The sequence below is a fragment of the Leucobacter sp. WKLB1 genome (assembly GCF_059696215.1).
The window spans coordinates 3,382,521-3,398,681 of sequence record NZ_AP046115.1; the positions used below are offsets into that span (position 1 = coordinate 3,382,521).

12 protein-coding genes are annotated in these 16,161 nt (G+C 69.6%); 5 read left to right on the forward strand and 7 right to left on the reverse strand.

What is annotated here, in order from left to right:
- Positions 1-8: 8 nt before the first annotated feature.
- A complete protein-coding gene (locus tag ACZF5Y_RS15565; protein WP_497533630.1) occupies positions 9-1,139 on the forward strand; it encodes a hypothetical protein in 1,131 nt (376 codons plus the stop codon).
- Between the two features lie 137 nt (positions 1,140-1,276).
- On the opposite strand, the gene ACZF5Y_RS15570 is transcribed toward ACZF5Y_RS15565, so the two are convergent.
- Complete coding sequence (locus ACZF5Y_RS15570) at positions 1,277-2,506, reverse strand: MFS transporter (protein ID WP_497533631.1); 1,230 nt, start codon at positions 2,504-2,506, stop codon at positions 1,277-1,279.
- Between the two features lie 107 nt (positions 2,507-2,613).
- Between ACZF5Y_RS15570 and ACZF5Y_RS15575 the strand changes: the two genes are divergently transcribed.
- A complete protein-coding gene (locus tag ACZF5Y_RS15575) occupies positions 2,614-3,195 on the forward strand; it encodes a TetR/AcrR family transcriptional regulator (RefSeq protein WP_497533632.1) in 582 nt (193 codons plus the stop codon).
- Between the two features lie 94 nt (positions 3,196-3,289).
- On the opposite strand, the gene ACZF5Y_RS15580 is transcribed toward ACZF5Y_RS15575, so the two are convergent.
- From ACZF5Y_RS15580 to ACZF5Y_RS15590, 3 genes are all read right to left on the reverse strand, one after another.
- Positions 3,290-4,246, reverse strand: a complete 957-nt coding sequence (locus ACZF5Y_RS15580; protein WP_497533633.1) for an EamA family transporter — start codon at positions 4,244-4,246, stop codon at positions 3,290-3,292.
- Positions 4,247-4,569: 323 nt separating this feature from the next.
- Positions 4,570-6,660 (reverse strand): YhgE/Pip family protein, encoded by a 2,091-nt coding sequence (locus ACZF5Y_RS15585; RefSeq protein WP_497533634.1) that lies wholly within the window; start codon positions 6,658-6,660, stop codon positions 4,570-4,572.
- The gene (locus tag ACZF5Y_RS15590; protein ID WP_497535349.1) at positions 6,657-9,488 is read right to left on the reverse strand and encodes an MMPL family transporter; all 2,832 of its coding nucleotides are present in this window, start codon (positions 9,486-9,488) and stop codon (positions 6,657-6,659) included. Before ACZF5Y_RS15590 ends, ACZF5Y_RS15585 begins: the two co-directional genes overlap by 4 nt.
- A 206-nt stretch (positions 9,489-9,694) precedes the next feature.
- On the opposite strand from ACZF5Y_RS15590, the gene ACZF5Y_RS15595 reads away from it, so the two are divergent.
- Positions 9,695-10,348, forward strand: coding sequence for a TetR/AcrR family transcriptional regulator (locus ACZF5Y_RS15595; protein ID WP_497533635.1), 654 nt, complete (start codon positions 9,695-9,697; stop codon positions 10,346-10,348).
- Between the two features lie 167 nt (positions 10,349-10,515).
- Here ACZF5Y_RS15595 and ACZF5Y_RS15600 read toward each other — a convergent pair whose 3' ends face one another.
- From ACZF5Y_RS15600 to ACZF5Y_RS15610, 3 genes are read right to left on the reverse strand one after another with little or no spacing between them, the layout of a single operon-like run.
- A complete protein-coding gene (locus tag ACZF5Y_RS15600; RefSeq protein WP_497533636.1) occupies positions 10,516-11,133 on the reverse strand; it encodes an FMN-dependent NADH-azoreductase in 618 nt (205 codons plus the stop codon).
- Positions 11,134-11,151: 18 nt separating this feature from the next.
- Positions 11,152-12,516, reverse strand: a complete 1,365-nt coding sequence (locus ACZF5Y_RS15605) for a 2-oxo acid dehydrogenase subunit E2 (protein WP_497533637.1) — start codon at positions 12,514-12,516, stop codon at positions 11,152-11,154.
- A complete protein-coding gene (locus tag ACZF5Y_RS15610) occupies positions 12,516-14,705 on the reverse strand; it encodes a thiamine pyrophosphate-dependent enzyme (RefSeq protein WP_497533638.1) in 2,190 nt (729 codons plus the stop codon). Before ACZF5Y_RS15610 ends, ACZF5Y_RS15605 begins: the two co-directional genes overlap by 1 nt.
- A 150-nt stretch (positions 14,706-14,855) precedes the next feature.
- Between ACZF5Y_RS15610 and ACZF5Y_RS15615 the strand changes: the two genes are divergently transcribed.
- Together ACZF5Y_RS15615 and ACZF5Y_RS15620 are read left to right on the forward strand one after the other, a co-directional pair.
- Positions 14,856-15,380, forward strand: coding sequence for a VOC family protein (locus ACZF5Y_RS15615; protein WP_497533639.1), 525 nt, complete (start codon positions 14,856-14,858; stop codon positions 15,378-15,380).
- A gap of 35 nt (positions 15,381-15,415) precedes the next feature.
- Complete coding sequence (locus ACZF5Y_RS15620; protein ID WP_497533640.1) at positions 15,416-16,138, forward strand: GntR family transcriptional regulator; 723 nt, start codon at positions 15,416-15,418, stop codon at positions 16,136-16,138.
- Positions 16,139-16,161 lie beyond the last annotated feature (23 nt).

Consider the following 16,161-nt stretch of genomic DNA (forward strand, 5'->3'; position numbering starts at 1 on the left):
GAGCCATCGTGACGCATTCGCTCACACCCACGCCGCACCACGCCGCCGATCCAGTCGCCGCGGGTGCAACCACGCCCGCGGTCGCTCACCCGGAGCCTCCCCACACACCGCTCCCCCGCGTACTGCTGATCTCGGTACTCATGAGCGCCGTCATCACGCTCGTGGTGCTCGCATTCTCGTGGCCCGCACTGACCGCGAGCCCGAAGCACATTCCGATCGCCGCAGTCGGGCCCGAGCAGGCCGTGACCGCACTCGAGACCCAACTCGCCTCGCACGGCGACGACGTATTCGACGTCACCGCGGTGAGTGACCGCGGCGCAGCCGAAGCCGGCATCAAGAACCGCACGTACCTGGGAGCCATTGTGCTCGGGGCCGATCCCGAGCTGCTCACCGCCGCGGCCAATGGCACCATCAACCAGGCCGTCGCGCAGCTCGCCACTCCGTTGCAGGCCGCGATCTCGGCCCAGGCCCAGCAGGCCGCCGAGGCTGCCGGCGCCCCGCCCGCCGCCGCGGCGGCCGCAGCACCTCAACTCACCGTCACCGACGTCGTGCCCTATTCTGACGACGACCCGAATGGCGCACTGCTCAACTCGGCGTTCTTCCCGCTGCTGCTCGGCGGAATCATCGGTGGCGTGGTCTTCGGCATCGTGGTACGGGGCTCGATGCGCCGCATTCTCGGCGTCGTGGCGTACGCCGCAATCGGCGGCATCGTACTCACGAGCGTGCTGCACAACTGGTTCGGGTCGATCCTCGGCGATTACTGGCTCGACGTCGCGGTGTTCTCGCTTGCAATCGCGTCGATCGCAGCACCCATGATCGGCTTCGTCGCGCTCATCGGTCGGGCCGGCGTCGCGGTCGGGCCGGTCGTGATGATGCTCTTCGCCAACCCCATTGCCGGCAGCACGATCCCGGCGCAGTTTCTCCCGGGCATCTGGGGCTCGCTGGGCCAGTGGTTCCCGCCTGGGGCCTCGGCCACCCTGGTGCGCGAACTGTCGTACTTCCCTGACGCGGTGACGCCGTTCCCGTGGCTGGTGCTCGGTGGCTGGGTCGTCGGCGGCTTCGCGCTCGCCCTCATCGGTCATTTCCGCACCTCAGCAGACCCGGCGGAGGCCGCTGCGTCGGAGACGGCCGCGGCGTAGCGGCGTAGCGGCGTAGCGGCGTAGCGGCCCGCGCCGACCACGGATCGGGGTAACTTCGGACCGGTGTTTCGGCCACAACCAGCGCCCACACTGGTCCGAAGTTACCCCGATCCGCAGAGGGGCGGCGCGGCCGGGCGCTACCGGGCCGTCGACGCGGGCTCGGGCGTCGGATCGCGATCCGCCACCGCAGCCCGCGTCGCTCGCCCGCCCGCTGCCGGGGCACAAAGCACCGCCAGCAGCACCAGCACCATCGGGGCGAGCAGCGCCCCGCGCAGCGAGACGGCCTCACCGAGCAGCCCGAGCGCGGGCGGCCCGACGAGAAAGGCAATGTAGCCGACAGTCGCTGCAATCGAAACGCGCTTGGCCGATTCGGGGCCGGAGTCGCCCGCTGCCGACAGTGCGACGGGGAAGCCCAGCGAGGCTCCGAGGCCCCAGAAGATCACGGCGATGAGCGCGACGACCCAGTTGTCGACGAGCGACACCGTGAGCAGCCCGATCGCCGCGAAGAGCGCACTGGCTCCGAGCACCGGGCCGCGCCCGAAGCGGGTCACGAAGGCGCCGCCGAAGAAGCGGCCGATCGTCATCGCCGCGGCGAAGATCGCGAACATCGCGGAGCCCCACGCGGGATCGAGCCCGTGGCCATCGACCATGATGAGCGGCAGCCAGTCGTTCGCGGTGCCCTCGGCCAGCGCCATGGCGAGCACGATGGCGCCGATCAGCAGGAGGCGACGGTCTTTCCAGACCGGCGCAGCAGTCGGCGCAACGGCGCCTGGTTCGGCTACCGCGGAACCGCGTGCGCGCTCGGTCTTGCCGGTCGCGCGCGGCAGGCGCCCAATCGCACCGATGAACCCGATGAGCGCGATGACGCCGACGATGAGCAGGTGCCAGATCACCGGGAAACTCACGGCGGTGGCCACGATGCCGGCGGATGCGCCGATCACGGTGCCGAGGCTGAAAAACCCGTGCATCGCCGGCAGGAAGGTGCGGCCAAGCACCCGCTCGACCTCGGCGCCCTCGACGTTCATCGCGATCTCGCTGCCACCCATGCCGAAGCCGAACAGGAAGAGCCCGAGCGCGATGACGATCGGCGAACCGATCACCGTGCCGATGCCGAGCACGGGCATGCAGAGCACGATGCCGGCCATGCCCGCGGCGATCAGCGGGCGGGCGCCGAGCCGCAGCACGAGCGGGCCGCCGGCAAGGATGCCGATCATCGATCCGGTCGACAGCCCGAACAGCACGAAGCCCATCTCGGCAGTCGACGCCCCGATCGCGTCGCGAATCGCGGGCGTGCGCGTCACCCACGAGGCGATGCCCAACCCAGGGATGAGAAACATGATCGAGAGGGCGATCTGCCGTGCGCGCACTGGCGTGCTCCGTTCTTGCGGTGATGCATGGTGTGACGTGGGTGCGGGATCACCCGCCGTGAAACTTGTACGTTCGTACACATGTGGTGAGATGTACGATCGTACACATGACTGATCCCGCGCCGCAACCGCGCACCGCCCGCGGCGAAGACCGCCGATCGAGCATCATCGCGGCCGCGCTCGACACCATCGTCGAGCGCGGCGTGCACGGCACGAGCCACCGCGCCGTCGCCGAGCGCGCGGGCGTGCCGCTCGGCTCCATGACCTACTACTTCGACGGCGTCACCGAACTGCTCGAAGAGGCGTTCTCGCTGCTGCAGCGCCGCATCGCCGACGAGCACCGGGACGTACTGGGGGCCGCGCGATCCCGCGATGACGCCGTCGACGCCATCGTCGAACTCATCTCGGGCGACCGCGGCCCCACCCCCGATCAGATGCGCGGTCTCGCCGAGATGTACGCGTTCGCGAACCGCAACGCGCGCGTCGCGGCACTCAGCCGCGACTGGCTGTGCGTCACCGCCGACACGCTCGCACCCCACTTCTCGCGCGACACCGCAGCAGCGCTCGACGCCCTCATGGAGGGGTGGAACCTGCACCGCGCCTTCGTTGGCGCCCCACCCGAGCGGGCGATCGTCGAGCGCGCGGTGCGCGGGGTCGTCGGGGAGTTTCCCTCAGCCGAATCGGGGTAACTTCGGACCGGTGCGATAGCCCACAACCGCCGCAACACTGGTCCGAAGTTACCCCGATCGCAAAGAGTTGGTGCGGGCCGGGCCGCGCCGCCCCTCAGCCCGGCAGCGCGAGCAGCATGATGCCGCCGACCACCACCACCGAGGCCGCAACGCGCGCCACGGGTCGGCGCTCGCGGAAGACAAGCGCCCCGAACAGACTCACCAGCACCACGCTCACCTCGCGCACCGGGGCGACGAGCGCGACCGGGGCGATCGTGATCGCCGTGAGCACCAAGATGTACGACAGCGGCGACAGCACCCCGAACGCGACGAGCCGCCCCCACTGCGCGCGCAGCGTCGGCAGCAGCTCGGCCCGACGCCGCCACACGGCGAGCGTGAACAGCGGAATCTCGAGCGCCGTGCACCCCACCATGAACGCCACCGGCGACAGGTTCCACTCACGCAGCGCGTGCGCGTCCCACACCGTGTAGGCCGCGATCGCGACCCCGGTCGCGAGGCCCGCGGCGATGCCCGGGTCGAGACGGAATCGGCGACGCGGTGCTCCGCTGCGAGGCGCGGTTCCCGGCGCGGTGCGCGGTGCGGGATCCGGCCGCCCGATCACCCCGATCGCGACGATGCCGCACACCACGACGAGCACCCCGACGAGCGCGAGGGGGGCCGGGCGCTCCCCGAGGAGCGTAACCGCGACGACCACAGTGATGAGCGGGCCGGTGCCGCGGGCCGTCGCGTAGACGGTCGAGAGATCGCCGACCGCATAGCCGCGCTGCAGCACGAACATGTAGCCCACGTGCAGCAGGGCAGAGACGGCGGCGCCGAGCAGAAAACCGCCCCAGGGGGCGGGGTCGAGAGCGCCGGGTGATCCGGCACCGTGTGCTGCCGCGCTCCCGATGCCCCCGGTGAATGGAATGACCCCGACCCACAGCAGCGTGCCGAACACCGAGCCCCACCAGAGGAACGGAACGCCGGTGCGACTGGCGCCGTGGGCAATGATGTTCCATGCGGCGTGGGCGCAGGCCGCGGCGAGAACGAGGGCGAAAGCGGTGGCAGACATCGGAACCTTCTGCTCGCCGATTCTGGGCAGGCGAGCGCGGTTCCTCCGGGCTTTTGTCCTGTCAGATGACGCCCGGTCGTGGAACCGAGCGTGGCGCCGCTCGGACCAGTCGGGCCGCACCTCCGCGCGGCCCCGGAACCCTAGGCGCTATCGCTCTCCACCCTACGCCGATCGTCGGCCGGGTGCGGCAGAGTGCGGTCGGCGTTCACGAAGGGTTCACGCCCGCCGCCTCTGCAGCGGGGTCGCTTTCGGAGGGTGTCATGACCTCACAACCCTCCGAAAGCGACCCCGGTGCGCAAGTGCGCGAGCACGACGCCGCCCCGCTACCGGGCGCGACGAGCCCGCATCACGGCGAACGCCGTGAACACGAGGCCGAGCGCCCCCCACAGGGTCAGGATCACCGCGGCCCCGCCTGCCGAGCCGCCGCCCGTCGCGATCGACTGGAATCCCGAGAGCGCCGATCCGAGCGGGCTGAAGTCTCCGACTGCGGCGAGCGCGCCCGGCACGGTCGAAACAATGCCCACGGCGAAGGCGACGACGAGCAGCGCGAACGCGATGAAGCGCCCGAACCCGCCGAGCAGCGCCGAGAGTCCCTGCACCATGAGGGCGAACGCGATGCCGGCGAGCAGCGCGAACCCGAAGAACCGGGCACCCTGACCGAGGTCGTAGCCGAGCGCGATCGGCAGCACGATGCCTGCGAGCGCGCCCTGCACCGCGCCGAGCGCGAGCGCCGGCAGTGCGCTGCGCAGCGTGATGTATCCGACTCCGCGCGCGGCGTCGCGGGTGCGGCGCCACAGCGGCGCGAGCACCAAGAAGGCCGCGAGGGCCCCCGCCCAGAGCGCGATGCCGGCAAACAGCGGCACTCCTGACGCGTTGAAGAGTTCGTCACTACCGCCCTCGGCGGTCACCGGGGTCGCCGCCGTCTTCGCGAGCTGCTCGCGCTCGGCGTCGGTCGTGGTCGGCACCTGGTCGGCGGCCGTGTCGAGTCCGCTCGCGAGGTCGCCGGCACCGTCGGCGAGTTTTGCGCTGCCATCGGCGAGCTCGGAGGTGCCTTCGGCGAGCTGGGTCGCACCGTCGGCGAGCTGCGGCGCGTTGGCCGCGAGCTCGGACGTTCCCGCGCTCAGCTGAGACGCACCGTCGGCGAGCTGGGCGGCGCCCGAAGTGAGCTGGCCGCCCTGCGCGGCGAGCTGACTGATGCCGGTGCCGAACTGGTCAAGCCCGGCGGTGAGCTGGTCGAGCTGGGCGCTCGCGTCTGCCGCGGAAGCCCCGTCCATCTGGTCGGAAGCACCCTGCAGCACCGTCGACAAGCCTTTGGCCCCGTCCCCCGCCGTCGTCACGCCCGCACCAATGGCCTCGGCGTGACCCGTCAACTGTTGACCAAGCCCCTGACAGTAGACGAGATTGCCGGTTTCAGTGATGCACTGCGTCACGATGGGCTCGATATCGCCGACCAACGATTGCACACTGGCCCCCGCAGACGTGAGACCGTTCTGCAGTTGCACGGTGGGCTCCTCGGTCGCCGCCTGCATCTGGCCCAGGCCCGCGATGACGCCCTGCAGCTGCTGCACCACGGCGGTCGCCCCGGCCTGCAACTGCGGGTACGCGTCGGCCAGCTGCTGCGCCCCGGCGACGTACTGCCCGACGCCCGACGACAGCTCGCCGGCGCCCGACGACAGCGTGCCCGCTCCGGTGGCCAGCTGCTGCGTACCGTCGGAGAGCTGCTGCGTACCGTCGGCCAGTTGCGTGGCCCCGTCGTCGAGCTGCTTCGCTCCGTCGGTGAGCGAGGTGGTGCCGGTGGCGAGCTGGGCGGCACCGTCTGCGGCATCGGTAATCCCGTCGCCGAGGGTGTTGAAGCCGACGTACACGCCGTCGATGAACTGCTCGCCGAGCTGCTCGTTCAGCACTCGCGTCGCGGTCTGGGTCACGATGTTCGAGAGCGCCGTGTCGATGAGGCGGCCGCGGTGACTCTCGGTCACATCGATGCGCGCCTGCGTCGCGTCGGTCGGGTCGCCCGAGAGCGAGGTGGCGTCGGCCGAGAAGCTCTTCGGAATGGTGACGACCGTCGCGTACCGCCCGTCGGCGACCCCGGCCTCAGCGTCATCGGCGTCGGTGAGCACCCACGTGAAGTTGGTGGCATCGGAGTCAGAGCCCGCAGCAGCAGCAGCAGCGCCAGAGCCCGCCTCGCCAATCAGCTCACCGGCGAGCACGCGCCCGAGCGGCACGGTCTGCCCGTCGAGCTCGACCGCCTCGTCGAGGTTCACCACCGCGGCGGTGACGTTTTCGAGGCGATCGGTCGGGTTCCACAGCCCCCAGAGCAGCACGCCGGCGACGGTGAGCGGCACGAGCAGAATGCCGAGCAGCGTCGTCCAGCGCACCGGGCGGTCGGTCTTCAACCGGGTGAGTGCGGCGGTCATCGTGCGGTCCCTTCGGTGGCAGTGCTGAGCGAGGCGGTACTCGACAGGTCGGCGGTGGCGGTCTGCGCAGCGGTTCGCGCAGCACCCACGGGCGGCGCGGGATCACCCGGTCGCACCAGTTCCACCCCCGCGGGCAGCACGCGCTCGGCCAACGCGGCCTCGCCGACCACCACCACGGTGACCTCGGGCACCACGCCTCGAGCGGCCGACGCGAACTGCGCCGCGAGCGCTGATCGCATGCCGTCGACGACCGGCAGCGGCACGACGGCTTCGCCCGCCTCTCGAAGGTCGAGCACGAGCACGGCTGGGCGATCCTGCAGCGCAGAGCGCAGCGTGGCGGGGGTCGCCCACGCCGATCGCGCCCGCAGCGACGCGGCGCGCTCGGGCAGCAGCAGCCCGGCGACCTTCACGGTGCCCGTGACGATCGCACCGCGCCCGGTGAGGGCTTCGGCGAGCGGCAGCGCGAGAGCCGCCATGCCCGGGGTGCGCGCATCGCGCGGGTCGAGCAGCAGCGCCTGACCGCCGGCGACGCGCAGATCGGGCACGGCGATGCTGCCGGGCAGCAGCAGGCCGTCTGCCGCGACACGCGCCTGCGGCTGGTCGGCGGGCCACTCGGCGTGCGCGATCTCGCGCGCGAGCCCCTCGCCTTCGACGTCGAACGACGGCAGCACGCGGCTGAGCCAGCGCGGCATGCGCCACGCGCGATCGCCGAGCAGCGCGAGCACGGCGGGCACGAGCGTCATGCGCACGATGAACGCGTCGACGGCGACGCCGACGGCGAGTCCGAGCGCGATCACCTTGATACTCGGGTCGCCCTCGGGAACGAAGGCCGCGAACACGGCGAACATGATGAGGGCCGCAGCGGTCACCACCTTGGCGCTGCCCACGAACCCGCGGCGAATCGCAGTCTGCGCGTCGGCGCCGTGCACGTATTCCTCACGAATGCGCGACACCAGGAACACCTCGTAGTCCATCGCGAGCCCGAACAGCACGCCCATCAGAATGATCGGCATGAAGCTCAGCACCGGGCCGGTCGCGTGCACGTTGAGCGCGTCGCCGAGCCAGCCCCACTGGAACACCGCGACGACCGCGCCGAACGCGACCCCCACCGAGAGCAGGTACCCGAGGGTCGCCTTGATCGGCACCCACACGGAGCGGAAGACCATGGCGAGCAGGATCAGCGAGAGCCCCACCACCAAGATGCCGAAGGGCAGCAGTGCCTCGCCCAGCAGGTTCGACACGTCGATGCCGACCGCCGTGAAGCCGGTCACCGCGAGGCTGACGCCGTACTTCTCGAGCCACTCGTCGTGGTGCGCGCGCAGTTCGGCAACGAGCGCCGATGTGCTCTCGGCCTGCGGCCCCTCCTCGGGAGTGACCTGGATGATGCCGGTATCGGCGTTCTGGTTCGGGGTCGCGAGCGGCACATCGGCGACGCCCGGGATCGCGCGAACCTCGTCGGCGAGGTCGTCCATGAGCCCGAGCGGGTCGTCGCTCGTGATGATCGATCCGGTGAGGATCAGGGGACCGTTGGCCCCCTCCCCGAAGTGCTCACCGGTGAGTTCGTAGGTGATACGCGCCGGGTCGGTCTCTTCGAGCGTCTCGGCGCCGGGGAGCGCCAGGCGCAGCTGCGTCATCGGAATCGCGGCGACACCCAGCACGACGAGCACAGCCAGGATCGTTGCGACGGGCTTCGCCGTGACGCCGCGCACCCACCCGCTGAAGAAGCGGTCTGCACGGGTCGGCCGGTGAGCAGCGCGCACCGGCTTCTCGATCGTCTCGCCCGCCGCGAGCGCAGCGCGCTGCTTCTTCGGCAGAATGCGCATGCCCGCCATCGCGAGAATGGCCGGGGTGAGCGTAACGCCGATGAGCACCGCAACGGCGACACCGGCAGCCGCGGCGACGCCGAGCGCGGTGAGGAACGGGATGCCCGCGACCGAGAGGCCGAGCAGGGCGATGATCACGGTCAGGCCGGCGAACACCACGGCTGAGCCGCTGGTCGCGGTTGCGCGCGCGATCGATTCGGTGACGCCGAGGCCCGAGCGGAGTTGCTCTTGATGCCGGCTCACGATGAAGAGGGTGTAGTCGATGCCGACGGCGAGCCCGAGCATCAGGGCGAGCATCGGCGTGGTCGAGGTCATCTCGGCGAACGCCGTCGTGATGAAGAGGCCCGCGATGGTGACGCCGACGCCCAGGATCGCGATGATCAGCGGCATGCCGGCTGCGACAAGCGAACCCAGCGTGAACAGCAGCACGATGAAGGCGACGACGACGCCGATCGCCTCGGTGGCGGTGAAGCCGGGAATCGAGACGGAGAAGACGTCGCCACCGTACGAGACCTGGGTGCCGGCGGGCAGGTGATCCTGCAGCTCACCGGTGACGCTCTGGATGCCCTCCTTCGTGGCATCGGGCACGTCGCTCTGCGCATCGGCGATCTGAATAGTGAGCAGCGCGGCTCGACCGTCGTCGCTGAGGCCCGCGGCCGCCTGCTCGGCAAACGGGTACGACACCGCGTTGACGTCGGGCAGCCCCTCGAGTTCATCGGCGGCATCCGTGATCGCCTGCTCGTACGGCGCTGCGTCGACGCGGTCGCCGTCGGGCGCGACCACGATGATCGTCGCGCTCGTTCCGCTCACCTCGGGAAAGGTGCGCGAAAGCGTGTCGATCGCCTCCTGCGACTCGGTGCCGGGGATGGTGATCGGGGCGTTGGCGCCCTGCGAGAACAGCCCCGCGCCGACGCCGAGCACGGCGAGCACGGCGATCCAGAGCGCGAGCACGAGCCACTTGGCGCGAGTGGCCCACAGGCCGATCGCGTGCAGCAGTGTGGACATACGGGTGATGCCTTTCGTCGCGGCGGCGCCCGAGACGCACGACGGCTGCGCGGAGAAGCCGCCGTGCTTCGTCGCGCGGTGCCGATACAGGGGTGTATCGAGCGTTCGATACACGAGTGTATCCGATTCGATACACTGATGTATGCAGAATTCGCTCAGGCTATGCTCGGCATGCTGAGACCACCCGACGGAAGGAGCGCGACGCGATGAGCACCGCCCCGCACGACGCACCCACCGCGCGCCGCCGCGAAACGCGCACGCGCTTGCTCGACGCCGCCGTCGACGTCTTCGCCGAAGTCGGCGTGCAGGCATCATCAGTCGAGCAGGTGTGCGCCCGAGCCGGGTTCTCGCGCGGCGCCTTCTACTCGAACTTCTCATCAAAAGAGCAGCTCTTCCTCGCTCTCCTCGAGCGCGAGTTCGACCGTCGCGTCGTCGAGGTCGAAGCCACCATTGCCGAACTCACCCCGGCACTCGAGCAGTTGCAGGGCAACATCGACGCCGAGCAGGCCGCCGAATACATCACCCGCTTCATCGCCCCCGAACAGCACGCTCCGCAGTGGTTCGTGCTCGAAAACGAGTTCGCACTGCTCGCGATGCGCGATCCCGAGATCGCCCCCGGCTACATCGCACTGCTCGACCGGGCCACCGCGAGCTTCGCCGCGCTCGTCGAGGTCGCCATCGCCGCTGCGGGTCGCCGCTTCATCTTTCCCGCCGACCGCACCACCGAGATCATCGACGGCATGTGCGATCGGGCGATCCGCATCACCGTGCTCGAGGGCGAGGATCACCCGCGCGGCATCGCGGCCCTGCCCCACCAGATCGGCGAACTGCTCTTCGCCGTCACGGAGCCGATCGGCTGAGTACTGTTGCGCGGCTGAGCCGCGGCGCCGTTGCCGCGCCGCTCAGCGCGGCTCGTGCCGCCCGTGCCGCTGAACCCACCCGCTTCTGCGGATCGGGGTAACTTCGGACCAGTGTTGGGCCCGGATGGGACGCCTACACCTGCGCAAAGTTACCCCGATCCGCGAAATCAGACTGACGCGCCCAGCGCCGAAGCTTCGCCGCGAGCGCGCGCGAAATCGGCGGCGGCCCAGTCGGGGCCGAGTTCGGGGATCATCTCCGCGAGCGTGCGGCTCGTGCCGAGGACGTGAACTTCCATGCCGAACGCCGCGCCGAAGAGGTGGGCGAGCGGCTTCGTCACGAAGTCCTCGACCCCCGGCTCGAGCGGCCCGCCCTGCGCGGTCGCGATGATCGCCGGACGGCCGGCGAGCGGCAGCACCGAGTCTGCCCACGATGAGGTCACGCCGGGCACGTGCACCAGATCGATCCACGCCTTCAGCGTCGACGGCATCGCGTAGTTGTACATCGGCGCACCGATCACCACCGCATCGGCGGCGAGCAGTTCGGAGATGAGGTGATCCTGCAGCGACTGCATCGGCGGCGCCAGCGCGGCACCGCCCCTCAGCGACTCGGGCCAGTGCTGCGCGCGCTGGGCGAGGTGCGGCGGCGGATCGAGGTGGAGATCGCGATGCACGACCGTGAACTCGTCACCCCGCGCCGTCCATGCATCGGCAACGGCCCGAGTCAGCGCGCGGGTGCGCGAGGCTTCATCGGCGATAGCTCCGTCGAGCTGCAGCAGTGTCGGCATTGCGGCCCCTTCCGTGGGTTACGAGACGAGAATACTCATCGGCTGCTCGATGCGGCGTTGGAACGCGGCGAGCCACTCTGCGGCGAGCGCCCCATCGAGCACCCGGTGATCCGCCGAGAGCGTGACCGTCATCACCGTGGCGACGCCGAGCGACCCATCGGGCTCGACCACGGGCCGCCGCGTGGCCGCTCCGACCGCGAGAATGCCCGACTGCGGCGGGTTCAGAATCGCAGAGAACTGCGTCGTGCCATACATTCCCAGGTTCGACACTGAGAACGATCCGCCCTCAAGCTCGTGCTGCTTCAGTTTGCCATCACGAGCGCGGCCCGCAAGATCCTTGATCGCAGCGCTGAGCGCGCCGAGCGACAGCGTCTCGACGCCGCGCACGACCGGGGTCAACAGCCCTCCGGGCACCGAGACCGCAACCGAGATGTCGACGCCGTCGAAACGGCGGGTCGCGTCGTCGGTCCAGATCGCATTTGCGCCCGGCACATCACGCAAGGCCCCCGCGACCGCTTTCACGACGAAGTCGTTGACCGAGACCTTCGTGCCCTCGAGCTCGTTGATCTGGGCACGCAGCGCGAGCAGCGCATCGACCCGGCAATCGGCGACGAGGTAGAAGTGCGGCACCGTGCTCTTGCTCTCGGTGAGCCGCCGCGCGATCGCTCGGCGCATGCCGGTGTGCGGCTCGTCGGTGTAAGACGCGCTGCCGGTACCGGAAGCCGGCGGAGCGGACTTGGCGGGCGCCGAGGGCGGCGTGGACGAGCCTGCCGGTGCCGTCGTCGGCACTGCCATGTTCGTGCCTTCGCTGGATGCCGCGACGGGAGCCACCGCCTCGAGCCCATCGAGGTCGCGGCGCACGATGCGGCCGTGCGGCCCGCTGCCCCGCACGTTCGACAGGTCGAGGCCGCGCTCCCGCGCCAGCTTGCGCACGAGCGGGCTCGCGAACCGACGCTCGCCCGCCTGCACCCCGAGCGCTGCATCCGCTTCGATCACGTCGATCGCGCCGCCCGCGGGTTCAGGTGCCGTGGCGGGTCGAGACTCGGTCGCTGTGGTGGGTTCGGGTGCCGGATCAGCCGACGCCGATCCCGCATTCGCCGAGGCCGGGCCGCCGGCCTCCGCAAGCGCACTCTCGATTGTCTGCCCCCCGGTGGCAAGCACGGCGATGGGCGTGCCGACGTTCGCCGCGGCGCCGGCGTCGAGAAGCGTGCCGGCGAAGACGCCGCCGTCTTCGACCTCGTACTCGACCGTCGCCTTCTCGGTCTCGATCTCGACGATCGCCTGACCCGCCTGAATCTCATCGCCGGGGGCGACGAGCCACCCGGCGATCGCGGCCTCGGCCGAGCCGGTCGCGATCTCGGGCATGCGCACGATGATGGCCATTACTTTCCTCCCCAGGCAGCGCGCACCTGCTCCAGGCCCGCAACCACTTCCTCGGTCCCGGCGATCGCCGCCCGCTCCAACACTTTCGAGATGCTCGGGCTGGCCTCACCGCCGGTGACGCGCTCGATGGGCTGGTCGAGCCAGTCGAAGAATCGGCGCTGAATCTCGTCGGCGAGCCACGCGCCGTACGACGAACCGCGCGCCCCCTGCTCGACGATCAACACGGCGTTGGTCTTGCGCACGCTCTCCCCGATCGTCTCCCAGTCGATCGACGCGCGATCGAGCCAGCGCAGATCGACGACTTCCGCGTCGATGCCGGTCTGCTCGACGGCTTCGAGCGCGTGATCGACCATCGACAGATAGGTGAGCACGGTGACGTCCGATCCTGCGCGACGCACCGCCGCGTTTCCCGGCGGAATGACGTAGTCGAGGTCGCCCGCGGGCACCCGATCGGACTTGCCATAGAGATCGACATGCTCGATCACGAGCACCGGATCCTCAAGGGCGAGCGCCGCGTTCATGAGTCCGACGTAGTCAGCGGCGTTTGAGGCCGCGACGATGCGCCACCCGGCCTGCGTTGCGAAGATGCCTGCGGGGTCCATGAGGTGCTGCGATCCGTAGCCGACCCCCATTGCCACCTTTGTGCGCAGCACCAGCGGCACGTCGTTGTTGTCGCCGAACATGTGACGCGCCTTGCCCGCCTGATTGAAGACCTGGTCGGCAGCTACCCACATGAAGTCGGGGTACATGAATTCGACGATGGGCCGAATGCGCCCGTCGAGCGCCGCGCCCGTTGCGAACCCGAAGAACGCGTTCTCGCTAATCGGGGTGCCGACGACGCGCTGCGGCCCGTACTTCTGGGCCAGGCCCTTCGTCGCCCCATTGGTGCCCCCGCCGAGCTTGTGCACGTCTTCACCGAGCACCACGATGCGGTCGTCGAGTTCCATGCGTCGGTCAATGGTCTGCGCGATCGCATCGACCAGTTTCACGTCGCGCCATTCGCCACCGATGTCGGCCGGCTCGCTCGCGGTGAGCTCGGCGAGTTCGCCGGCATCGCTGCGGATCCCCGTGTCCACGACGGCCGGGTCCGGCCAGAGTGCGGGCACGATGCGACGCTTGCCCTCGCGCTCCGGGTCGTCTTCGATCAGGGCGCGCACGATGTCGGCCATCGCCTGCTTCGCCTGCTCGCGCACCGCACCGACTTCGGCTTCACTCGCGTGCCCGAGCTCCTGCAGCTGGGCGGCGACGAGCGCGATGGGGTCACGATCTTTCCACGATCGCTCCTCGTCCTTGCTGCGGTACCCGAATGCGCTGCCCGGGAACGGGCCGTTCTGGTGGAAGAAGCGGTAGACCTCCGCTTCGATGATCGCGGGCCCTTCGCCGCCGCGCATGCGCTCGAGCGCCTCCTGCGTGGCCAGGTGCACGGCGAGCGGATCCATGCCGTCGACGCGCCACGACGGCACCGCGAAGCCCTGGCCGCGCACCGAGAACCGGGGGTCGGCGGTGGCTTCACTGGCGTGGGTCGACACCGCGTAGAGGTTGTTCTCGATGAAGAACATCACCGGCGTATTCCACGTTGCGGCAAGGTTCATCGATTCAAGCACTGAGCCGATCTGGCTCGACCCGTCGCCGAAGTAGTTGATACTGACGTCGTCGGTACCGGCGAAGTGCTGCGCCCAGGCGTTGCCCGCGGCGAGCGGCGCCCCGCCGCCGACGATCGCGTTCGTGCCGAGCGCCCCGGCCTCCAGCCACTGCAGGTGCATGGAGCCGCCACGGCCCCCCGAGAACCCCTGCGCGAGACCGAGGATCTCGGCGAGAGTTCGTTGGAGCATCGCCTGCATGTCGCCGTCGACGAGCGCACCGAGATCGAGCCGACCACCCGAGAGATGGGTGATGGCCTTCGCGAGGAACTGATGATGCCCGCGGTGCGAACCGTTGACACCGTCTGTTGACCGCAGGGTGACGATCGAGCCGACCGCACCGCCCTCTTGCCCGATGCTCGAATGCGCCGGACCGTGCACGAGCCCGGCGCCGGCCAAGTCGAGCACGGTCTCCTCGAACGTGCGGATGAGCTGCATCTCGCCGAGCATCGTGGCGAGCAGCTGGGGATCGGCCCGCTTCCAGTCGGCAGCGGTCGTGGAAAGCTCGACCCAGGGAACCCCGGTCTCGAGTTGGCGGCGTCGCGGCATGTGCATCTCCGTTGATTCGTTCGTCGATCGTCGTGACGAACATATGCCCGATTGGATACAAATGCAATCCATTGCGGCGCATTTCTTGCACATACTGGCGCATTTGGCGCATATTTGGATACAATTAAGCGAACGATTCAAGGAGGACTCATGCCGATTCCCGGCGTGCGCGGCACCGATCACATCGGCTTCACCGTGCCCGACCTCTCAGAGGCGCACCGATTCCTGGTCGACATCCTCGGCTGCGAGCAGATCTACACGCTCGGCGCGAAACGAGCCGATGACGATTGGATGCACTCGCACATCGGCGTGCACCCGCGCACCGTGATTTCCGAGATCAGGTTCTACCGGCTCGGCCACGGCACGAACTTCGAGGTGTTCCTCTACGAATCCGCCGATGGTCAGCTGCCCGAACCGCGCAACAGCGATATCGGGGGGCATCACCTGGCGTTCTACGTCGATGATCTGGAGGCGGCGGTGGCCTATCTGCGAGCCGAGGGCGTCGAGGTAATGGGATCGCCGACGGCGAGCAAGCAGTCGGCCGAGGGGCAGCACTGGATCTATTTCCGCTCACCGTGGGGCATGCAGTTCGAACTGGTGAGCTTTCCGCGGGGCAAAGCCTACGAGCGTGACGCCGACACCGTGCTCTGGCATCCCGCGCACCCCGAGCGCTGACCCAGGAAGCCCGAACCGTGAACTACGGTGAACGAATGAGCAGCACTCACGAGCATCTGACCGCCGAGCAGGGCCAGGCACGCGGCGGCGACGCAGGCGAGCGGATCGCCCGGCGCATTCGCGACGACATCCTCGGGGGCGACCTGCAGCCAGGCGCCCGCATTCGCCAAGAGGAACTCGCCGAGCGTTTCGGCGCGAGCCGAGTGCCGGTGCGCGAGGCGATCCGTATTCTCGTGCACGAGGGCCTGGTGACGACGCGCCCCAATGCGGGCTCGTGGGTGTCACGGCTCACCCCGGCCGAATGCGAAGAGGTGTACCTCATGCGCGAACGGCTCGAGCCGCTCCTGCTGCGTTTCAGTGCCCCCCATCTCACTCCCGACGACCTCGCCGAGCTCGAACGCCTGGCTGCCGAAGTCGCCGACGCGTCGGCCAGCGGCGACGTCGACGGTTTTTTGCGCGCCGACCGCGCGTTCCACCTCGCCAGCTACGCGCACGCCGATACGCAGCAGCTCAGCGAACTCATCACCAAGCTCTGGAACACGACCGCCCCCTACCGACGCGCATACGTGGCGACGTGGACGCCGCGGCTGCGCCGGCTCGCGGACGACGAACACCGACTGCTCATCGAGATGCTGCGCGACGGCGACCTCGACGAGGCCGAGCGCGTGCTCGCCGGGCACATCCGGCGCACGCGCCGACAGCTCGCCCAGCACCCCGAAATCTTCGCAGCTCCGGGCGATCCGGCAGCTTCCGCATGACCCGCTGAACGCAAAGGAGCACC